This window comes from Enterobacter sp. ZOR0014 (assembly GCF_000798855.1).
GTDB lineage: Bacteria > Pseudomonadota > Gammaproteobacteria > Enterobacterales > Enterobacteriaceae > Enterobacter > Enterobacter kobei.
Map to the genome: position 1 here is coordinate 1 of NZ_JTLF01000321.1, position 19375 is coordinate 19375.

Annotated in this window: 19 protein-coding genes and 1 pseudogene; 14 read left to right on the forward strand and 6 right to left on the reverse strand. The window is 55.4% G+C overall.

What is annotated here, in order from left to right; translation table 11 throughout:
• From L977_RS18265 to xthA, 4 genes and pseudogenes are all read right to left on the reverse strand, one after another.
• Positions 1–569, reverse strand: a pseudogene (locus tag L977_RS18265) (thiamine ABC transporter permease); the annotation flags it as partial.
• Positions 542–1702, reverse strand: a complete 1161-nt coding sequence (locus tag L977_RS18270; RefSeq protein ID WP_052192653.1) for an ABC transporter substrate-binding protein — start codon at positions 1700–1702, stop codon at positions 542–544. The gene L977_RS18270 and the pseudogene L977_RS18265, both read right to left, overlap by 28 nt.
• A 15-nt stretch (positions 1703–1717) precedes the next feature.
• Complete coding sequence (locus L977_RS18275) at positions 1718–2401, reverse strand: TVP38/TMEM64 family protein (protein WP_047626491.1); 684 nt, start codon at positions 2399–2401, stop codon at positions 1718–1720.
• A 6-nt stretch (positions 2402–2407) separates the two neighbouring features.
• Positions 2408–3214 carry an exodeoxyribonuclease III gene (xthA, locus tag L977_RS18280; RefSeq protein WP_014883464.1) on the reverse strand — a complete coding sequence of 269 codons (807 nt, stop codon included), beginning with the start codon at positions 3212–3214 and terminating at the stop codon, positions 2408–2410.
• Between the two features lie 433 nt (positions 3215–3647).
• Here xthA and astC point away from each other — a divergent pair, with 433 nt between their 5' ends.
• The 7 genes from astC to ves all read left to right on the forward strand — a co-directional run bounded on the left by astC (position 3648) and on the right by ves (position 11355).
• Entirely contained in the window at positions 3648–4868 is a 1221-nt protein-coding gene (astC, locus tag L977_RS18285; RefSeq protein ID WP_023332757.1) for a succinylornithine/acetylornithine transaminase, read from the forward strand.
• The gene (gene astA, locus L977_RS18290; RefSeq protein WP_023332758.1) at positions 4865–5899 is read left to right on the forward strand and encodes an arginine N-succinyltransferase; all 1035 of its coding nucleotides are present in this window, start codon (positions 4865–4867) and stop codon (positions 5897–5899) included. Before astC ends, astA begins: the two co-directional genes overlap by 4 nt.
• Positions 5896–7383: a succinylglutamate-semialdehyde dehydrogenase gene (gene astD / locus L977_RS18295; RefSeq protein ID WP_047626494.1), complete on the forward strand. Its 1488-nt coding sequence runs from the start codon at positions 5896–5898 to the stop codon at positions 7381–7383. Before astA ends, astD begins: the two co-directional genes overlap by 4 nt.
• Positions 7370–8695 (forward strand): N-succinylarginine dihydrolase, encoded by a 1326-nt coding sequence (astB, locus tag L977_RS18300; RefSeq protein ID WP_023332760.1) that lies wholly within the window; start codon positions 7370–7372, stop codon positions 8693–8695. Before astD ends, astB begins: the two co-directional genes overlap by 14 nt.
• Before the next feature lie 10 nt (positions 8696–8705).
• Complete coding sequence (astE, locus tag L977_RS18305; protein WP_047626497.1) at positions 8706–9671, forward strand: succinylglutamate desuccinylase; 966 nt, start codon at positions 8706–8708, stop codon at positions 9669–9671.
• A gap of 337 nt (positions 9672–10008) precedes the next feature.
• Positions 10009–10500 carry an ATP-independent periplasmic protein-refolding chaperone Spy gene (spy, locus tag L977_RS18310; protein ID WP_047027189.1) on the forward strand — a complete coding sequence of 164 codons (492 nt, stop codon included), beginning with the start codon at positions 10009–10011 and terminating at the stop codon, positions 10498–10500.
• 297 nt (positions 10501–10797) lie between these two features.
• Positions 10798–11355 (forward strand): environmental stress-induced protein Ves, encoded by a 558-nt coding sequence (gene ves, locus L977_RS18315; RefSeq protein ID WP_014883471.1) that lies wholly within the window; start codon positions 10798–10800, stop codon positions 11353–11355.
• Here the strand turns inward: ves and cho are convergent.
• Together cho and nadE are read right to left on the reverse strand one after the other, a co-directional pair.
• Entirely contained in the window at positions 11333–12211 is an 879-nt protein-coding gene (gene cho / locus L977_RS18320) for an excinuclease Cho (RefSeq protein ID WP_014883472.1), read from the reverse strand. The genes ves and cho overlap by 23 nt on opposite strands.
• Before the next feature lie 179 nt (positions 12212–12390).
• Complete coding sequence (gene nadE, locus L977_RS18325) at positions 12391–13215, reverse strand: ammonia-dependent NAD(+) synthetase (RefSeq protein WP_023332763.1); 825 nt, start codon at positions 13213–13215, stop codon at positions 12391–12393.
• Between the two features lie 232 nt (positions 13216–13447).
• Between nadE and osmE the strand changes: the two genes are divergently transcribed.
• From osmE to chbG, 7 genes are all read left to right on the forward strand, one after another.
• Positions 13448–13792, forward strand: a complete 345-nt coding sequence (gene osmE / locus L977_RS18330; protein WP_010430142.1) for an osmotically-inducible lipoprotein OsmE — start codon at positions 13448–13450, stop codon at positions 13790–13792.
• 281 nt (positions 13793–14073) lie between these two features.
• The gene (chbB, locus tag L977_RS18335) at positions 14074–14391 is read left to right on the forward strand and encodes a PTS N,N'-diacetylchitobiose transporter subunit IIB (RefSeq protein WP_014883474.1); all 318 of its coding nucleotides are present in this window, start codon (positions 14074–14076) and stop codon (positions 14389–14391) included.
• 78 nt (positions 14392–14469) lie between these two features.
• Complete coding sequence (gene chbC / locus L977_RS18340) at positions 14470–15828, forward strand: PTS N,N'-diacetylchitobiose transporter subunit IIC (protein ID WP_014883475.1); 1359 nt, start codon at positions 14470–14472, stop codon at positions 15826–15828.
• A 47-nt stretch (positions 15829–15875) separates the two neighbouring features.
• Entirely contained in the window at positions 15876–16223 is a 348-nt protein-coding gene (gene chbA / locus L977_RS18345; RefSeq protein WP_047626501.1) for a PTS N,N'-diacetylchitobiose transporter subunit IIA, read from the forward strand.
• Between the two features lie 5 nt (positions 16224–16228).
• Positions 16229–17071: a transcriptional regulator ChbR gene (gene chbR / locus L977_RS18350; protein WP_071819744.1), complete on the forward strand. Its 843-nt coding sequence runs from the start codon at positions 16229–16231 to the stop codon at positions 17069–17071.
• A gap of 110 nt (positions 17072–17181) precedes the next feature.
• The gene (locus tag L977_RS18355) at positions 17182–18537 is read left to right on the forward strand and encodes a 6-phospho-beta-glucosidase (RefSeq protein WP_047626502.1); all 1356 of its coding nucleotides are present in this window, start codon (positions 17182–17184) and stop codon (positions 18535–18537) included.
• Between the two features lie 11 nt (positions 18538–18548).
• Positions 18549–19298 (forward strand): chitin disaccharide deacetylase, encoded by a 750-nt coding sequence (chbG, locus tag L977_RS18360; RefSeq protein WP_047626503.1) that lies wholly within the window; start codon positions 18549–18551, stop codon positions 19296–19298.
• Positions 19299–19375: the final 77 nt, after the last annotated feature.

The window sequence follows — 19375 nt, forward strand, 5'->3', positions numbered from 1 at the left end:
AGTACCGGCGCGATCGCCGGAAGGAGCAGCCAGTTAAGCGTCTGAAAACGCCCGTAGCCGAAGGTCTGCAGGACAATCTTCTGCGGTGCGAGCCGTTTTTCCGGCAGCACGGCGTAAATCGCCCACAGTACAAACGCGCTCTCTTTGACCGCGAGCGTCAGACCCAGCCCGATGCCGTAGCGGTCATACGGAGGTGAACAGACGGTGCAGACCTGATAAAACAGACCGCCTTCGGCAAACAGCAGCAACGCGCTGGAGGCGAAAGCCACATGGGGCACGGCCAGCAGCCACGGCAGGCGCGTACTGAGACGCCGCCAGCGTTTGCCGGGCCAGAAAAGGGCCACGAGAGAAAGGGCGATAAACAACGCCCCCAGCGTGGCGATAAGCGTTGAAACCAGGGTGGCGATGGCTGCCTGAGGCAATTGTGGGTCGATCAGCAGACGCTGCCAGTTAACGACAGAAAATGCCGGAGCAAGAAGCATGGCACCGGCGGGCAGGAGCGGCAGATAAATAATCGCCATCGCCAGCCAGACAAGCCAGCTTAACGGGTGCCGTAACGACGCAGCCATTCCTGCTCCAGCGCGTTAACCCAGGCGGACTGCGGCTCTGCCAGAACCTTCGGCAGCCCCTGCGGCGTATGAGCCAGCAGCTGTTTTGCTTCATCTTCGGGCAGCGTTTTCACATCCAGCACGCTCGGGTCACCCCAGATGGCCGGGTCGGCCTTGCGGATTTGCGCCTGCGGTGACAGCAGGAAGTTGGCAACGACTTTTGCGCCAGCGCTTGCGCTGGCATTGGCCGGAATCGCCACAAAATGGACGTTGCCGAGCATCCCGTTGCTAAAACCAAAGCTGTAGCTGTCGGCAGGCAGTTCGCCGCTCGCCACTTTCTGCTGCCCATGCGCCGGGTTAAAGGTCAGCGACAGATTCAGGCTCCCGCTGGCAAGCAGGGTATCCATCCGGGCGGGCGAGGGAGGGAAGTCTTTCCCTTCACGCCACAGCAGCGGGTGCAGTTTATCGAGATACGCCCAGAGCGGGGCGGTCACCTGGGCAAAGGTGTCATCGGGTGCTTTTTGCAACGCATCCGGATGAGCCGTGAGCGTCATCAGCAGCTGCTCAAGGAACGCGGTACCGGTAAAATCGGGCGGGCGGGGATAGCTGAGCTTGCCGGGGTTCTGCCTTGCGTAATCCAGCAACGCCTGCGGATCTTCTTGCGGCGTCGGCATGCTGGTTTTGCGGGCGATAAAGGTCAGCTGCGCGCCGCCCCACGGCGATTCCGCGCCGTCTGTGGGAATGGCGAAATCTTCGGTGACAGGTTTGCGGGTATCGACATAGCGCCAGTTGGGCAATCTCTGCGCCCACCCGGTTTGCAGGAGATTAGCCTCTTTTAGCGTGCGGAAGTTTTCGCCGTTGACCCACAGCAGGTCGACCGAGCCATTCGTTTTGCGCCCCGCGGCGGCTTCGGTCTGGATCCGTTTTACCGCATCGGCAGCGTCGGCCAGCGGGACGATTTTAAGGGTAATGGCGTAGTGCGTTTGCATCTCGCCGCTCACCCACTCAAGGTAGCGGTTGACCGCCGGATCGCCTCCCCAGGCGTTAAACCAGACAGTCTGCCCGTTGGCTTGTTGCTGGATACTTTGCCAGCTGTCGGCGGCATACAGGGGGGCGGCCAGCAGCAGGCCTGTCAGAAACGTGCAAAAACGCACACGGCGCATAATGCCTCACTTTTTGAACGAAGAGGTGTAACGGGAATACAGCCAGCGGGTAGCCAGCGGCAATAACCCCAATAGTGTAAAGGCGAAGACCATACCCGGCGATACAATATCGTGCAGCGATGTCACTTTTCCCAGCTCGCGCCCGGCGTTGAGGAAGACAACCGTGGCGGGCAGCATGGCGATCTGGCTAACCCACCAGTAGCGCCTCACCGTGATGCGGGTCACCCCCATCAGCAAATTCACCACAAAAAACGGGAACAGCGGCATCAGGCGCAGGGCAAAAAGGTAGGCCGTACCCTCGCGCGCCATACCGGTATTCACCGTATTCATCGGCCGGGCAAAGCGCTGCTGAACCCAGTCGCGAAGGAGATAACGGCTGGCAAGCATGGCCAGCGTAGCCCCGAGCGTAGAGGCAAACGAGACCAGCACGGTGCCTTCCCACAGGGAAAACAGTGCCCCGCCCAGCAGGGTCAGGATCGCCGCGCCGGGAAGCGACAGGGCGGAGACCGCTACGTAGAGTGCAAAAAAGATCATTGCGCTCTGCAGCGGCGCGCGGTCGACATGGGAAAGTAACGTCTGCTGGTGAGTTTTAACCCCTTCCAGAGAGAGCGTGCCCGGTGGCAACATGACAAACGTCAGAATAAATGCGCCCAGAAGGGCGCACAGGAAGAGTAGTTTTCGACTGTTCACGCGCGATCAGAGCTTGAATTTAGCCCACACCGGCGCATGGTCCGATGGCTTTTCCATGCTGCGGATATCGTAGTCGATCCCGGTTTCGATGCAGCGCTCAGCCAGCGGCGAGCTGGCCAGCAGCAGGTCGATACGCAGGCCACGGTTGTCGTCAAAGCCTTTTGAGCGGTAGTCAAACCACGAGAAGCGATCCTGGGTTTCAGGGTTCGCATGGCGGAAGGTATCCACCAGGCCCCAGCCCAGCAGGCGTTCCATCCACTCGCGCTCTTCCGGCAGGAAGGAACATTTGCCGGTACGTAGCCAGCGCTTGCGGTTCTCTTCGCCTATGCCGATATCCCGATCCGTCGGGCTGATATTCATGTCGCCCATGATCAGCACCGGATTCTCTTTTTTCAGTTCGGTTGTCAGGTAGTTCTGCAGATCCTGATAAAACTTCGCTTTGGCGGGGAATTTTGTCTCGTGATCACGGCTCTCACCCTGTGGGAAATAGCCGTTAATGACCGTGATATTGCCAAGTGCAGAGGGCACTTCCGCCATGATGATACGGCGCTGCGCTTCTTCATTGTCCCCGGGGAAGCCGCGACGCACGGAAACCGGGGTTTCTTTGGTGAGCAGCGCGACGCCATAGTGACCTTTCTGACCGTGGTAGAAGACGTTGTAACCCAGTTTCGCGACCTCTTCGAGGGGGAACATGTCGTCGTGAACCTTGGTCTCCTGCAGGCCGATAACATCGGGCTGATGTTGCTCAACAATGGCTTCCAGTTGATGAGGACGGGCGCGCAGGCCGTTGATATTAAAAGAGACAAATTTCATAGTCGCTGCCAGTGCAAGGTGAATAGTGCATGGATGGTAGCAGAATTTGCATCAACTGTTACCGGGTTCGACCAATAACTGCGACAGATAATGCCGGTGGTGCAATATTTGCACCATCCTGACGCGTTTTGCCCCCGGACAGGGCGTAAATGGCCGGGAAATTTCGCGAGCGATCACAATTCCAGAATTATATTTGGCCTTTGCATACTCTTTCTTATTTTCATGCGGTAAAGCGCCGCTTATCGTAAAAATATTCACTTTTTATGCAGTAACAGTGAATAACTCCATATCATAACTCATTGATATTCTGTTGCCTCAACCCGTTTATGCATTTTTATCGCTGGCTGGCACGAAGGCTGCAATCTACATTCACAGTGCAAACACTCAATTATTTAACATTCAAATAACCTTTTATTTACCGGATGAGGTCGCTATGTCTCTGTCAATTACGCGTGAAAATTTCGATGAATGGATGATGCCGGTATACGCGCCGGCGGCGTTTATTCCGGTTCGCGGGGAAGGCTCACGCCTGTGGGATCAGCAGGGGAAAGAGTACATCGACTTTGCCGGGGGGATTGCGGTGAATGCGCTGGGCCATGCGCATCCGGCGCTGCGTCAGGCGCTGAACGATCAGGCCGCGAAGTTCTGGCATACCGGTAACGGTTTTACCAACGAGCCTGCGCTGCGTCTGGCGAAAAAGCTCATTGACGCGACGTTTGCCGAAAAAGTCTTTTTCTGTAACTCCGGGGCGGAAGCCAACGAAGCGGCGCTGAAGCTGGCACGTAAATATGCCCACGACAAGTTCGGTACCCACAAGAGCGGGATTGTGGCATTTAAAAATGCCTTCCATGGGCGCACGCTGTTTACCGTGAGCGCGGGCGGTCAGCCCTCTTATTCGCAGGATTTCGCACCGCTGCCGCCGGATATTCGCCACGGCATCTATAACGATCTGCAGTCTGCCAGCGAGCTGATTAACGACACCACCTGCGCGGTGATCGTCGAACCGATGCAGGGCGAGGGCGGCGTGCTTCCGGCGCAAAAAGCATTCCTTCAGGGGCTGCGCGAATTGTGCGATCGCCATAATGCGCTGCTGATTTTCGACGAAGTACAGACCGGCGTCGGCCGCACCGGCGAGCTGTATGCGTATATGCACTACGGCGTGACGCCGGATATTCTCTCAACCGCCAAAGCGCTGGGCGGCGGCTTCCCGATTGGGGCCACGTTGACGACCGATAAATTCGCCAGCGTGATGACCGTGGGCACCCATGGCACCACCTACGGCGGTAACCCGCTGGCGACCGCTGTGGCCGGACAGGTTCTCGACATCATTAACACCCCTGAGGTGCTGAAGGGCGTTAAGCAGCGTCACGACTGGTTTGTTGAACGCCTGAACGCCATCAATGGCAAGACCGGACTGTTCAAAGAAATTCGCGGCCTGGGGCTGTTAATTGGCTGCGAGCTCACCCCTGAGTTTGCCGGAAAAGCTAAACTTATTTCACAGGAAGCGGCAAAAATGGGCGTGATGGTGCTGATTGCCGGTGCCAACGTGGTGCGTTTTGCTCCCGCGCTGATTGTCAGCGAGGAAGAGGTGCAAACCGGTCTGGATCGATTTGCACTGGCGTGTGAAAAAGTGAAGTCCGGGGTGTCATCATGATGGTCATCCGTCCCGTTGAGCGCGGCGATATCGCCGGGCTCATGCAGCTTGCCGGTAAGACGGGAGGCGGGCTGACCTCGCTTCCTGCCGATGAAAAAACGCTGTCGGCGCGCATTGAGCGCGCCCTGCAAACCTGGCAGGGGACGTTGCCAAAAAGCGAACAGGGCTACGTGTTCGTGCTGGAAGATACCGAGACGGGGACGGTGGCCGGGATCTGCGCCATTGAAGTGGCCGTCGGTCTTAACGACCCGTGGTATAACTACCGCGTTGGCACCATGGTTCACGCGTCGAAAGAGCTGAACGTCTATAACGCGCTGCCGACGCTGTTTCTCTGTAATGACCACACGGGTGCCAGCGAACTCTGCACGCTGTTCCTCGATCCGGCGTGGCGCAAAGAGGGCAACGGTTATCTGCTCTCCAAATCGCGCTTTATGTTTATGGCTGCCTTCCGCGATCGCTTTAACGAAAAGGTGGTCGCCGAGATGCGCGGCGTGATCGATGACACCGGCTACTCGCCGTTCTGGGAGAGCCTGGGCGAGCGCTTCTTCTCTATGGAGTTCAGCCGTGCAGACTATCTCTGCGGCACCGGCCAGAAAGCCTTTATTGCCGAGCTGATGCCGAAGCATCCTATCTATACCCATTTCCTTAGCCCGGAAGCGCAGGCGGTGATCGGCGAAGTGCATCCGCAAACCGCGCCAGCTCGCGCAGTGCTGGAGAAAGAGGGCTTCCGCTACCGTAACTATGTCGACATCTTTGACGGCGGACCGACGCTTGAATGCGATATCGACCGCGTTCGCGCGATCCGTAAAAGCCGCCTGGTAGAGGTCTCTGAAGGTCAGCCCGCGCCAGGCGACTGGCCGGCATGTCTGGTGGCGAACGAAAATTACACCCACTTCCGCGCCATGCTGGTGCGGACTAACCCGAAATGTGAACGTCTGGTGCTGACGGCTGCAGAACTGGATGCCCTGAAATGTAACGCCGGCGATACGGTTCGTCTGGTGCGTCTCTGCCCTGAGGAGAAAACAGCATGACATTATGGATTAACGGTGACTGGGTAACGGGCGAAGGCGAGCTGCGCGTAAAGACCAATCCGGTAGGTAATGAGGTGCTCTGGAAGGGAAATGACGCCAGCCCCAGCCAGGTGGAACAAGCCTGTCATGCCGCGCGTCGTGCGTTTCCGGCGTGGGCCAAACAGCCTTTCGCCACGCGCCAGTCCATTATTGAAACGTTTGCCGGGCTGCTGGAGGCGAATAAAGCTGAGCTCACGCGCATTATTGCTTCCGAAACCAGTAAGCCACGCTGGGAAGCAGCAACGGAAGTGACGGCGATGATCAACAAAATCGCCATTTCGGTGAAGGCATACCATACCCGCACCGGCGAGCAACACACCGAGATGCCGGACGGCGCGGCGACGCTGCGCCATCGTCCGCACGGCGTGCTGGCGGTATTTGGCCCGTACAACTTCCCGGGACATCTGCCGAACGGCCACATTGTTCCCGCACTGCTGGCGGGCAATACCGTTATTTTCAAGCCGAGCGAGTTAACCCCCTTAACCGGCGAGGCGGTGGTGAAGCTGTGGGAACAGGCCGGGTTGCCGCCGGGCGTGCTGAACCTGGTGCAGGGCGGTCGTGAAACCGGTCAGGCGCTCAGTGCGCTGAGCGATATTGACGGTCTGCTGTTCACCGGCAGCGCCGGAACGGGCTATCAGCTGCATCGCCAGCTGGCGGGACAGCCGGAAAAAATTCTGGCGCTGGAGATGGGGGGCAACAACCCGCTGATTGTTGAAGACCCCGATGATATTGACGCCGCGGTGCACCTGACGATCCAGTCCGCCTTTATCACCGCCGGACAGCGTTGCACCTGTGCCCGCCGCCTGCTGGTGAAACGAGGCGCACAAGGAGATGCCTTCCTGAAACGCCTGGTCGACGTGAGCGCACGTCTGGTCCCCGCCGCGTGGGATGCCGATCCGCAGCCGTTTATGGGGGGACTGATTTCCGAACAGGCCGCGCTGAATGTGCTTAACGCCTGGCAAAACCACGTTGCGCGCGGCGCGAAAACCTTGCTGGAACCCAGGCAGGTACAGCCGGGAACCTCGCTGTTGACGCCGGGTATTGTTGAGATGAGCGGCGCGAGCAATGTGCCGGATGAAGAGGTCTTTGGCCCGCTGCTGTGCGTCTGGCGTTACGACGATTTTGATGCGGCGATTGCGATGGCAAACAACACCCGCTATGGCCTGTCGAGCGGACTCATTTCGCCGCATCGCGAGAAGTTTGATCAACTGCTGCTGGAAGCGCGCGCCGGGATTGTGAACTGGAATAAACCGCTGACCGGTGCGGCGAGCACCGCGCCATTCGGCGGCGTGGGTGCGTCGGGTAACCATCGCGCCAGCGCGTGGTATGCCGCGGATTACTGTGCATGGCCGATGGCGAGCCTGGAAACCCCGGCGCTGACGCTGCCGGAGACGCTCAGTCCGGGGCTGGATTTTAGCGAAGGGGATCGTCATGAAAGCGCGTGAAGTCAACTTTGACGGGCTGGTGGGGCTGACCCACCACTATGCCGGTCTCTCCTTTGGTAATGAAGCCTCGACGAAGCATCAGTTTCAGGTCTCCAACCCGAAACTGGCGGCGAAGCAGGGCCTGCAGAAAATGAAAGCGCTGGCAGATGCCGGGTTTCCGCAGGCGGTGATCCCGCCGCAGGAACGGCCGAACGTGGCGGTGCTGCGCCAGCTCGGCTTTACCGGGAGTGATGAGCAGGTGGTCGAAAAAGCGGGCACGCAAACGCCGCATCTGCTCTCGGCGGCGAGCTCCGCCTCCTCTATGTGGGTGGCGAACGCGGCGACCGTCGCACCGTCAGCCGATACGCTGGATGGCAAAGTCCATCTGACGGTGGCTAACCTGAACAACAAATTCCACCGCGCCACCGAAGCGGAAACCACCGAGCGCGTGCTGCGCGCTATTTTCAACCATGACGCCCATTTTGAGGTGCATCAGGCTCTGCCGCAGGTGGCGATGTTCGGCGACGAAGGCGCGGCCAACCATAACCGTCTCGGAGGCGACTATGGCGAGCCTGGCGTACAGGTGTTTATCTACGGGCGCGAGGAGGGCGGCCATTCTGCCCCCGTTCGCTATCCTGCCCGCCAGACGCTGGCCGCCAGCCAGGCGGTCGCTCGCCTGAACCAGGTCAATCCTTCACAGGTGATTTTTGCCCAGCAGAACCCGCAGGTGATTGACCAGGGCGTGTTCCATAACGACGTGATTGCCGTTTCCAACCGTCAGGTGCTGTTCTGCCATGAGCAGGCGTTTGCGCATCAGGAGAAACTGCTCGCGACACTGCGCGAACGCGTACCCGGCTTTATGCCCATTCAGGTGCCCACGCAGGCCGTCAGCGTGCAGGACGCGGTTGAAACGTATCTGTTCAACAGCCAGCTGCTGAGCCGCGATGACGGCAGCATGATGCTGGTGCTACCGCAGGAGTCACAGGATCATAAAGGCGTATGGCAATACCTGACGCAACTGGTTAAGGCCGATAACCCCATTGACGAACTGCGCGTGTTTGATCTGCGTGAAAGCATGGCTAACGGCGGCGGTCCTGCCTGCCTGCGTCTGCGCGTGGTATTAACGCCGAATGAAATGCAGGCCGTTAACCCGGCAGTCATGATGAACGAAGCGCTGTTTACCACCCTTAATGACTGGGTGGATCGCTACTATCGCGACCGGTTAACGCAGGCGGATCTGATTGACCCGCAGCTTCTGCGTGAAGGGCGCGAGGCGCTGGACGCGTTGACATCAATCCTGCAACTGGGATCGGTTTATCCGTTCCAGCGCTAAAGGAGTGGGTATGGAAAATTTACTGGCGCTGACCCTGGCCGATGAAACGCCGGAACAGAAAGAGGGGGACGGCCCCTCATTCCGCTGGCGGTGGCTGGGGCGCGGGGTGCTTGAGCTGACGCCGACTACCAACAGCGAGCTGTCGCTGCTGCTCTCAACGGGCATTCACGGCAATGAAACGGCGCCCGTTGAGATTGTCGATTTGCTACTGCGTGCGTTATATCGCGGAGATATCACCCTTACGTGTCGCGTACTGGTGGTGCTGGGCAATCCGCCTGCGCTGGCGCAAAACAAACGCTACCTGGTGAGTGACATTAACCGCATGTTTGGCGGTCGCTGGTCGCAGTTTCCGCAAAGTGAAGAAACGGCAAGGGCCGCGTGGCTTGAGAATGTCGTGACCGCGTTTTTCTCCACGGCGGGGCCAGTGCGCTGGCATCTTGATCTCCATACCGCGATCCGCGCGTCTTACCATGTGCGCTTTGGCGTGTTACCGCAGCGGAATCAGCCCTGGGATGAAGCTTTTCTACGCTGGCTGGGGGACGCCGGGCTGGAGGCGCTGGTCTTTCATCAGTCGCCGGGCGGAACGTTTACCCATTTTACCTGCGAACATTTTGCTGCCCTGGCCTGTACGCTGGAACTGGGAAAAGCGCTTCCTTTCGGTGAGAACGATCTGACGCGTTTTGCTCCCACGCATCTCGCGCTGCGGGCTCTGCTCGGGGGAGAGGCTCCCGACCATGAGCATCAGCCCGTTGAGCGGTATCGCGTCGTACAGCAGATCACCCGCCGCAGCGATGCTTTCCAGCTTCATATGGCCGCGCACACCCTGAACTTCACGCCGTTTCGCAAAGGAGCGCTGCTGGCGGAAGATGGGGAAGAACGTTACGAAGTGCAGAAAACAACGGAATATGTGTTGTTCCCTAACCCTACCGTCGCGTTTGGCCTGCGAGCGGGTCTGATGCTGGAAAAAATATCCTGAACCATTCCCCTCTCATCATCCGGGAGGGGAAAGTAAAAACGTTTCTTAACGTTTAAAGCGCTGGTCCTTGTTTTGCGGAATATTCCTGGTGAATTGCTTTATTATTCATCTTCACTTCGCTATACTTTTTCGAAATTGCTTTAAATTCATCGTTTTGAATATTTTTTGTTGCAACTCTCCACGCTTTATCCTTATTTCCTCCATATTTGGCGAAAAATTGTTTTTTACACTTTCATTGTTTTACTGTTGCTCTGACTAATTGACGATAAACCCCGTAAAGTTAATCTCGTCAACACGGCATAGCGCCGAAGAATAACTGAAAGAAAGGAAATAAATTATGCGTAAGTTTACTGCACTGTTTGTTGCTTCTACCCTGGCTCTGGGCGCTACCAGCATGGCGTTCGCCGCAGATACCGCAACCACGACTGGCGCACCGGCCGAAGGCAAAATGATGATGCATCATAAAGGCCCGGGTATGCACAACGAGATGATGATGTTTAAGGGGCTCAACCTGACGGATGCGCAGAAGCAGCAGATCCGCGACATCATGAAAAGCCAGCGCGACCAGATGAAGCGTCCTCCGCTGGAAGAGCGCCGCGCAATGCATGACATCATTGCCAGCGACACCTTCGATAAGGCGAAAGCCGAAGCGCAGATCGACAAAATGGCCGAGCAGCATAAAGCCCGCATGCTGGCCCACATGGAAACCCAGAACAAGATCTACAACATTCTGACCCCGGAACAGAAAAAACAGTTTAATGCCAATTTTGAGAAGCGTCTGACAGAACGTCCGGCGATGGAAGGTAAAATGCCAGCACCGACCGAATAATCGGTTCAACATCTTAAGACCGCCGGGATCCTGTCCACAAAAGCGCAACCGCTGTGGACAGGACCGGCGGTTTTTCTTTCCTGCCCTCTTGTCTGCCGCTGCCAGCGCGGTATTCTCCTGTAGTCGCTTCAGAGAATGTTTGTAGAGTCATGGCGTTAGCAATTTTATTGACGTTCCGCTAAGGCCTGCCCGCTTTGCTGCCGATACTGTGTCTGTGAATACCTAACGATAACAAACAAGACTGCAAGGGTAGCGATATCCTTGCCCTGGCACGGGTTGTGCCATTCAGGAGTGGTGATGGAGTTCTTTGATATCCGTAAAATGCCGGTCAGCCTCTGGCGTAATGGTGCTGGCGAAACGCGAGAAATTTGTTGTATCCCTCCCGCAACGCGCGATTTTTGCTGGCGAGCCAGTATTGCGACGATCGCCAGCAACGGCGAATTCTCCGCTTTTCCCGGAGTTGACCGGGTCATTACCTTGCTGGAGGGCGGGGAGGTGACGCTGGATGCCGGACAGGCGTTCCGCCATACTCTTAAACCGCATCAACCTTACCATTTTGCCGGCGATTTGCCGGTAAAGGCATTGCTTTCCGATGGCAGGATGGCGATGGACTTCAACATTATGACCCGGCGTGACTGCTGCAAGGCGAAAGTGCGCGTTGCCGACCGTACCTTTACTACGTTTGGCTCGCGTGGCGGCGTGGTGTTTGTGCTAAGCGGGGCGTGGCAGCTGGGTGATAAACTGCTGACGGCCGATCAGGGCGCCAGCTGGGAGGAGGGGACCCATACTCTGCGTTTGCTGGAGTCTCAGGGTACCCTGCTGTTCAGTGAAATTAACTGGCTGCCGGGTCACTGAGCATAATGACCTCAAACTTGCCGGTTAAAACGGGCTTGCAGAGGATTTTATAACCATCCTGATCGAACCCGGCGGGGGTGCGTAAAAGGGTTGCCGCGTCGCTTAAATCATCGACAGCCCCCAGCCAGAGCCAGTTATTGACGATGTGATACTGCGTCATCGTTTCACCCACTTCTTTTAGCGCCACGGCGCCCTCCCACGGCCAGCAGTTGATGCTGATGGCCGCAAGACCGCTCAGGAGGCGGGCGTGATGCGCCTCAACGCTCTCTTTGCCGCAGCAGGCGCCTGCGCAGCGCTTCAGCGCGGAGCGAAAACAGGCGCGGCCACGCGTGGTGCCTTCTAAACCTAAAAGGCTGTAGCAAAGCTGTAGCTCGTCGGCCAGTGTTTGCAGAGCCTGAAGGGCCGCGCGTTTGTTGGCAAATAATCCAAAAAGGTTTGGCGCATGAGAAAAATCGACGTCGCGGGCGTAAACCACCTGCGGCTTACCGTCGCTGATCTGCAGGGAACAAAGCTGACGGTTGCGGCGCAGGCGCTTATTAAAGAGCGGTTGTTGCTCTTTTATCAGCCGGGCCTCCAGCAACAGCGCACCCATTTCTCCCGCCGTCTGAAACCAGGTGATACGCCGCGACTGGCGCAGCATGGCGGCCTCATCCGGGGTACGCAGGTGGGATAACACCCGGCTGCGAATATTGACGCTTTTGCCGATATAAAGCGGCAAGGTGTCGCTTTCACCGTGAAAAATGTACACGCCAGGCTGTTTTGGCAGCGCCTCAAGCCAGGGGCGAAGGTGCTCGGGATACTCGTAGATAGCCGCCGCTTCAAACTCAAGACGCGGGGCGGATTGACGCCTGCTCACATATTACTCCGTATACTGTTCAGGTATACAGTGTAGCAGGTGCGCTGTGGTTAAAAAAGAGCCGGGTGGCGGCTACGCCTTACCCGGCCACATCGTGCGGTCTGTTGCCCTCACCCCAACCCTCTCCCACGGGAGAGGGCGCAAACATTAAAAACGGCAACGGGGTTGCCGTTTTGCTTTTATTTCCAGAAGTCGTCAAACACCGTAATCGGCGTGTGGCGCTTGTGTTCGGTTTTCAGATACCAGCTTTCAATGATCTTCGCGGTACCTTCATCCAGCTGTTTGCCTTCCAGATAATCATCAATATTGTCATAGGTGACGCCAAGGGCCGCTTCATCCGGCAGGGAAGGGCGATCGTCTTCCAGATCCGCCGTCGGTGCCTTTTTATACAAGTGCTCAGGACAGCCCAGCGCGGCAAGCAGCTGTTTACCCTGACGCTTGTTCAGACGGAAAATCGGGTTAATGTCGGTGCCGCCATCGCCATATTTGGTGAAGAAACCGGTGATGGCTTCTGCCGCATGGTCGGTGCCGACAACCACGCCTTTGGTCATTCCGGCGATGCTGTACTGGGCTTTCATACGCTCACGAGCTTTCTCGTTGCCGCGAACAAAATCGCTCAGCTCAATGCCCGCTTCGCGCAGTGCCTGCTCGCTTGCCAGCACCGCCCCTTTAATATTGACGGTGAGTACGCGATCGGGCTGGATGAACGCGATGGCATCCTGGCAATCCTGTTCATCGGCCTGCACGCCATAGGGAAGACGCACGGCGATAAACTGCAATTTCTCATCGCCCGTTTCTTCGCGAAGCTCTGAAATCGCCATCTGACAGAGTTTACCGGTCAGGGTGGAGTCCTGCCCGCCGCTGATGCCCAGCACCAGGGATTTCAGGAAAGCGTTCTTTCTTAAGTACGATTTTAAAAAATCCACGCTACGGCGGATCTCTTCATGTGCATCTACCGCGGGCTTCGCGCCCAGTGCCTGAATAATCTCGTGTTGCAGAGCCATCACGCCCTCCATATGCAGAACATAAACAGAATGTGTTAACTGTTAAAACTAACCCTTTGGACGAGAAACGACAAGGATCACAGTTTCGAGTGCGCTAATTTGCGCCGATTTAGCAGGTTATCGTTGTTTTATTAGAATTTTCCGAAATTCGTCTGGCGTAATTCACAAAGTTGAACAATAGTACTTTTTATTCCATGCTTAGATAACACGCTGATAAACAAGAGGACGGAATATGAACAAGAACGTAGCAGGAATTCTTAGCGCAGCGGCAGTACTGACGATGCTGGCAGGGTGTACGGCTTACGATCGCACCAAGGATCAGTTTACACAGCCCGTGGTTAAAGACGTTAAAAAAGGGATGACCCGTTCGCAGGTCGCTGCGATCGCCGGTAAACCTTCTTCTGAAGTGACAATGATTCATGCGAAAGGGACCTGCCAGACCTATATCCTGGGTCAACGTGATGGTAAGGCAGAGACCTACTTTGTCGCCCTGGATGACACTGGTCATGTTATTAACTCCGGTTATCAGACCTGTGCTGAATACGACACCGATCCCCAGGCTCCAAAGGCTCAGTAAGCCAGCTTGTCTGAAGATGTTAACGAACCGGCCCATGGGCCGGTTTTTTTGTGTATACGTAAATCTTATTTCTTTGCGCGAATTATTTGCCCGAAATGTGAAGGTAGTCAACAAGCCAGGTCAATGAGAGACAATTTCAACCTGTTCAGAATTATCCCCTGTCTGTACCATTGCGTATACTCACTCCAACGACAAACAACAGTATGCAAACTACCTGTCTGCCGGGACAGCAAGTCGAGTGATAGCGCGATGGCAGGTAGACCTACAAGAGGGAAATTACGATGGAAAAGAAACATATCTACCTGTTCTGCTCAGCGGGCATGTCAACCTCACTGCTGGTGTCAAAGATGCGTGCGCAGGCTGAAAAGTATGAAGTCCCTGTGGTGATTGAAGCGTTTCCAGAAACGCTGGCGGGCGAGAAAGGCCAGAAAGCCGATGTTGTTTTACTGGGGCCGCAAATCGCCTATATGTTGCCCGAAATACAACGACTGCTACCCAACAAACCGGTCGAAGTGATCGACTCGGGGCTGTATGGCAAGATTGATGGTTTAGGTGTTCTGAAAGCTGCTGTGGCAGCCATTAAAAAAGCTGCTAATTAATTTTATTTTTCCCGTCAAAGAGTTATTTCACACACAATACGCCGTAACACGAGTTACGGCATTTAAGGGTATTTACCTATGAGTAAAGTCATCGCTTCACTTGAAAAGGTACTCCTTCCTTTTGCTGTTAAAATAGGAAAGCAGCCTCACGTTAATGCCATTAAAAACGGCTTTATTAAATTAATGCCGTTGACGCTGGCCGGGGCCATGTTCGTTTTAATTAACAACGTTTTTCTGAGCTTTGGTGAAGGTTCCTTCTTTTATTCATTAGGCATTCGGTTAGACGCTTCCACAATTGAAACCCTTAATGGTTTTAAAGCCATCGGCGGCAACGTATATAACGGTACGTTAGGTATTATGTCGCTGATGGCGCCTTTCTTTATTGGCATGGCACTGGCAGAAGAGCGAAAAGTGGATCCGCTGGCTGCCGGGTTATTATCCGTTGCTGCATTTATGACCGTCACACCTTACAGCGTAGGGGAGGCGTATGCCGTCGGCGCCAACTGGTTGGGTGGGGCGAACATCATCTCCGGTATTGTTATCGGTCTGGTGGTGGCGGAAATGTTCACCTTTATTATTCGTCGCAACTGGGTTATCCGCTTGCCGGATAGCGTACCGACGTCCGTTTCTCGTTCATTTTCCGCGTTGATTCCGGGCTTTATTATTCTCTCCATTATGGGGATTATTGCCTGGGCGCTCTCTCACTGGGGCACGAACTTCCACCAGATCATCATGGATTCTATCTCCACGCCGCTGGCGTCGATGGGTGGTGTGGTCGGTTGGGCGTATGTGATTTTCACCTCTCTGCTGTGGTTCTTCGGCGTACATGGTTCACTGGCACTGGCTGCGCTGGATAGCGGAATTATGACCCCGTGGGCACTGGAAAACGTGGCACTTTACCAGCAGTACGGCTCCGTTGACGCGGCGCTGGCAGCAGGTAAAACCTTCCATGTGTGGGCGAAGCCGATGCTTGACTCCTATATCTTCCTGGGTGGTACCGGGGCGACCTTGGGTCTGATCATCGCGGTCTTTATTGTCTCTCGTCGTGCTGACTATCGTCAGGTAGCTAAACTGGCGCTGCCATCAGGTATCTTCCAGATTAACGAACCGATTCTGTTTGGCCTGCCAATCATCATGAACCCGGTCATGTTCATTCCGTTCATCCTGGTTCAACCACTGCTGGCAGCCATCACCCTGACGGCTTACTACATGGGCATTATTCCGCCGGTGACCAACATTGCACCGTGGACCATGCCAGCGGGGCTGGGCGCGTTCTTCAATACCAACGGTAGCGTCGCGGCCTTCCTGCTGGCGATATTCAACCTCGGGATTGCGACCCTGCTCTACATGCCATTCGTGGCGATTGCGAACAAAGCTGCCACCATCATTGATGAAGAAGAGAGCGAAGAGGACATTGCCCTCTCACTGAAATTCTAAGATTGACCGACGCGGGGAAACCCGCGTCAGCCACAAGGAGCTTAAACATGTTAGATTTGGATAGTATCGTCGCAGACGACGCCGCAGAGAACGATCTTGAAGAAGTGGTGATGGGGCTTATCATCAACTCCGGGCAGGCCCGCAGCCTGGCGTATGCCGCACTGAAGCAGGCCAAGCAGGGTGATTTTGCCGCCGCGAAAACCATGATGGAGCAGTCCCGTACCGCGCTGAACGAAGCGCACCTGGTGCAGACAAAGCTTATTGAAAACGATCAGGGTGAAGGGAAGATGAAGGTCAGCCTGGTGCTGGTACACGCGCAGGATCACCTGATGACCTCCATGCTGGCGCGCGAGCTGGTGGCGGAGTTGATTGAGCTTCACGAGAAAATGCACTAAGTCGGATGTTGCAGCAGGAGGTCAGCACGATGGAAATTAAAACCGCACTTGAACAGCAGCTGTTTAATGGCAAAAATTTTCACGTGGTTATCTACAACAAGACGGAGAGCGCCAGTGGTCTGCACCAGCATGACTACTACGAGTTCACGATTGTTCTGACCGGCCGCTACTACCAGGAGATCAACGGTAAGCGCGTCCTGCTTGAGCGAGGGGATTTTGTCTTCCTGCCGATGGGGTCCTATCACCAGAGCTTTTACGAATTCGGTGCAACCCGCATTCTGAATGTCGGCGTCAGCAGGCGCTTCTTTGAAAAGCACTATCTGCCGCTGGTACCGTTCTGCTTTGTGGCGTCTCAGGTTTATCGCGTGAAAAACGAGTTCATGACCTGGATTGAAACGGTTATTGCCTCGCTTAACTTCCGTGAAAATGAATTTGACGAGTTTATTGAAACGGTGACTTTCTATGTGATGAACCGGCTGCGTCATCATCGTGAAGAGCAGCAGGTGACGGATGATATTCCACAGTGGCTGCGCAGCACTGTTGAACTGATGCACGATAAAGCCCAGTTCAGTGACAATGCGCTGGAGAATATGGTTTCCCTGTCGGGAAAATCCCAGGAATATCTGACCCGCGCGACGCAGCGGTATTATCGTAAAACACCTGTGCAAATTATTAATGACATCCGCATTAACTTTGCCAAAAAACAGCTGGAAATTACTAACTACTCGGTCACCGATATTGCTTACGAATCGGGATACAGTAGCCCCAGCCTGTTTATTAAAACGTTTAAGAAATTAACGTCATTCACCCCGAACAGTTACCGCAAAAGTTTGACGGTAATGAATTAACTTTCGGCGGATTTATCCGCCACGAATATTGCTTTAATGGCTTGCCCAAATAGCGGGAAGAGTACGCTATACCTTGCAGGCGATTAACCTGATACGCAAAGGGAGATATTATGCAAAAGAAATTAAAAGTCGTAACCATTGGTGGCGGCAGCAGCTATACCCCGGAATTACTTGAAGGTTTTCTGAAACGTTATCATGAATTACCGGTCAGCGAATTATGGCTGGTGGACGTGGAGGAAGGTCAGGAGAAGCTGAATATTATTTTCGACCTGTGCCAACGCATGGTTGAGAAAGCGGGCGTACCTCTGACCGTGCATAAAACGCTGGATCGTCGACTGGCGCTGAAAGATGCAGATTTCGTGACCACCCAGCTGCGCGTTGGCCAGTTGAAAGCACGTGAACTGGACGAGCGTATTCCGTTGAGCCACGGTTATCTCGGTCAGGAAACTAACGGTGCCGGTGGCCTGTTCAAGGGCCTGCGTACCATTCCGGTTATTTTCGACATCGTTAAAGACGTGCAGGAAATCTGTCCAGACGCGTGGGTGATTAACTTCACTAACCCGGCAGGGATGGTGACCGAAGCGGTTTATCGTCATACCGGTTTCAGGCGCTTTATTGGCGTCTGTAATATTCCAGTCGGCATGAAAATGTTTATCCGTGACGTGCTGGAACTGACTGATAATGACGATCTCTCTATCGATCTGTTCGGTTTGAACCATATGGTGTTCATTAAAGATGTCATCGTGAACGGAACATCGCGTTTTGCTGAACTGCTGGACGGGGTCGCCTCGGGTCGTCTGACCGCTGCGTCTGTGAAAAACATCTTTGACCTGCCGTTCAGCGAAGGGCTGATCCGCTCGTTGAATCTGCTGCCGTGCTCCTACCTGCTTTATTACTTCAAGCAGAAAGAGATGCTGGCCATCGAAATGGGCGAGTATTACAAGGGGGGCGCGCGGGCGCAAATCGTTCAGAAAGTTGAGAAGCAGCTGTTCGACTTGTATAAAGATCCGAACCTGAACGTCAAGCCGAAAGAGCTTGAGCAGCGCGGCGGGGCCTATTATTCCGATGCGGCGTGTGAAGTGATCAACGCCATCTACAACGACAAGCAGGCGGAGCACTATGTTAACGTGCCGCACCACGGCCACATCGACAATATCCCGGCTGACTGGGCCGTTGAGATGACCTGCATTCTGGGACGCGATGGCGCTAAACCGCATCCGCGCATTACTCATTTTGATGACAAAGTTATGGGTCTGATCCACACCATTAAAGGCTTTGAAGTGGCGGCAAGTCAGGCGGCGCTGAGCGGCGAGCTGAATGACGTGCTTCTGGCACTGAACCTCAGCCCGCTGGTGCATTCCGACCGCGATGCGGAACAGCTTGCAGCAGAGATGATCCTGGCGCATGAAAAATGGTTGCCGAACTTTGCCGCCACGATTGAGAAGCTGAAGTTCAAACACCACTGAGAGGACGCACAATGGAAAACCTGCTGATCGTTAATGGTGATGATTTTGGCCTCTCGAAAGGTCAGAACTACGGCATTATTGAAGCCTGTCGCCGGGGGGTTGTGACATCCACTACGGCACTGGTTAATGGTGAAGCGGTTGAACACGCGGCGCAGCTAAGCCGCGACGTGCCTGAGCTGGGCGTCGGGATGCATTTTGTGCTGACGCTCGGTATGCCGCTTACGCCAATGCCGGGCCTGGCCCGTGACGGACAGTTAGGTAAATGGATTTGGGAACAGGCGGAGCAGGACGCTCTGCCGCTTGAAGAGATTGCCCGCGAGCTGGACTGTCAGTTCAACCGCTTTGCTGATCTGTTTGGTGATCTGCCAACACACATCGACAGCCATCACCACGTGCATATGATCCCGGCAATTTTCCCGATCGTTGCGGCGTTTGCTCAATGCAAAGGCGTAGCGATGCGCGTGGATCGTGAGGTGCAAGGGTTGCCGGACAGTGCGGTGACAACCACCGCAGGGTTCAGCAGCGCGTTTTACGGCGAGGCGATCGACGAAGCGCTGTTCCTGAAGGTGCTGGATGATTCTGCAGCTCGGGGAGAAAAGTCACTGGAGGTCATGGCGCACCCCGCATTTGTCGATAATATCGTGCGCAAGAGCGCGTACTGCTGGCCGCGCCTGGCGGAGCTGGATGTGCTGACGTCGTCGTCGCTGAAATACGCGATTGCCGAACGTGGGTATCGGTTGGGGACATTCCGGGATCTGTGAGAAGTGCCGGGGGGCGGCTTCGCCTTACCCGGCCTACGAACGGTCTGCAAACTTTTATAGGCCGGGTAAGCGCAAGC